The organism is Shigella sp. FC1967 (assembly GCF_001743005.1).
Lineage (GTDB): Bacteria > Pseudomonadota > Gammaproteobacteria > Enterobacterales > Enterobacteriaceae > Proteus.
The window spans coordinates 1-212 of sequence record NZ_MIIZ01000473.1 but is presented as its reverse complement, the minus strand read 5'-3'; the positions used below and the strand labels follow the sequence as shown (position 1 = coordinate 212).

Annotated in this window: 1 pseudogene; it reads left to right on the top strand. The window is 49.1% G+C overall.

Annotated features, from left to right (window positions below):
- Positions 1 to 212 (top strand): annotated as a pseudogene (locus BHE89_RS04085) (RNA-guided endonuclease TnpB family protein); the annotation flags it as partial.

Genomic DNA, 212 nt, shown 5'->3' with positions numbered 1-212 from the left:
AAAGTCATTGATGGCGCGATAAAAATCCCGAAAATCGCACCGATTGAAGCGCGTTTTACATCGTGAAATTACGGGGGCGCTGAAAAGTATCACACTGAGCCGCAGCGCAACCGGAAAATACTATGCGTCACTACTCTGTGATGACGGGGTAGAAGCACCGGCAAAGCCAACATTGATATCAAATATCACGGGGCTTGATGTGGGGCTGAGTC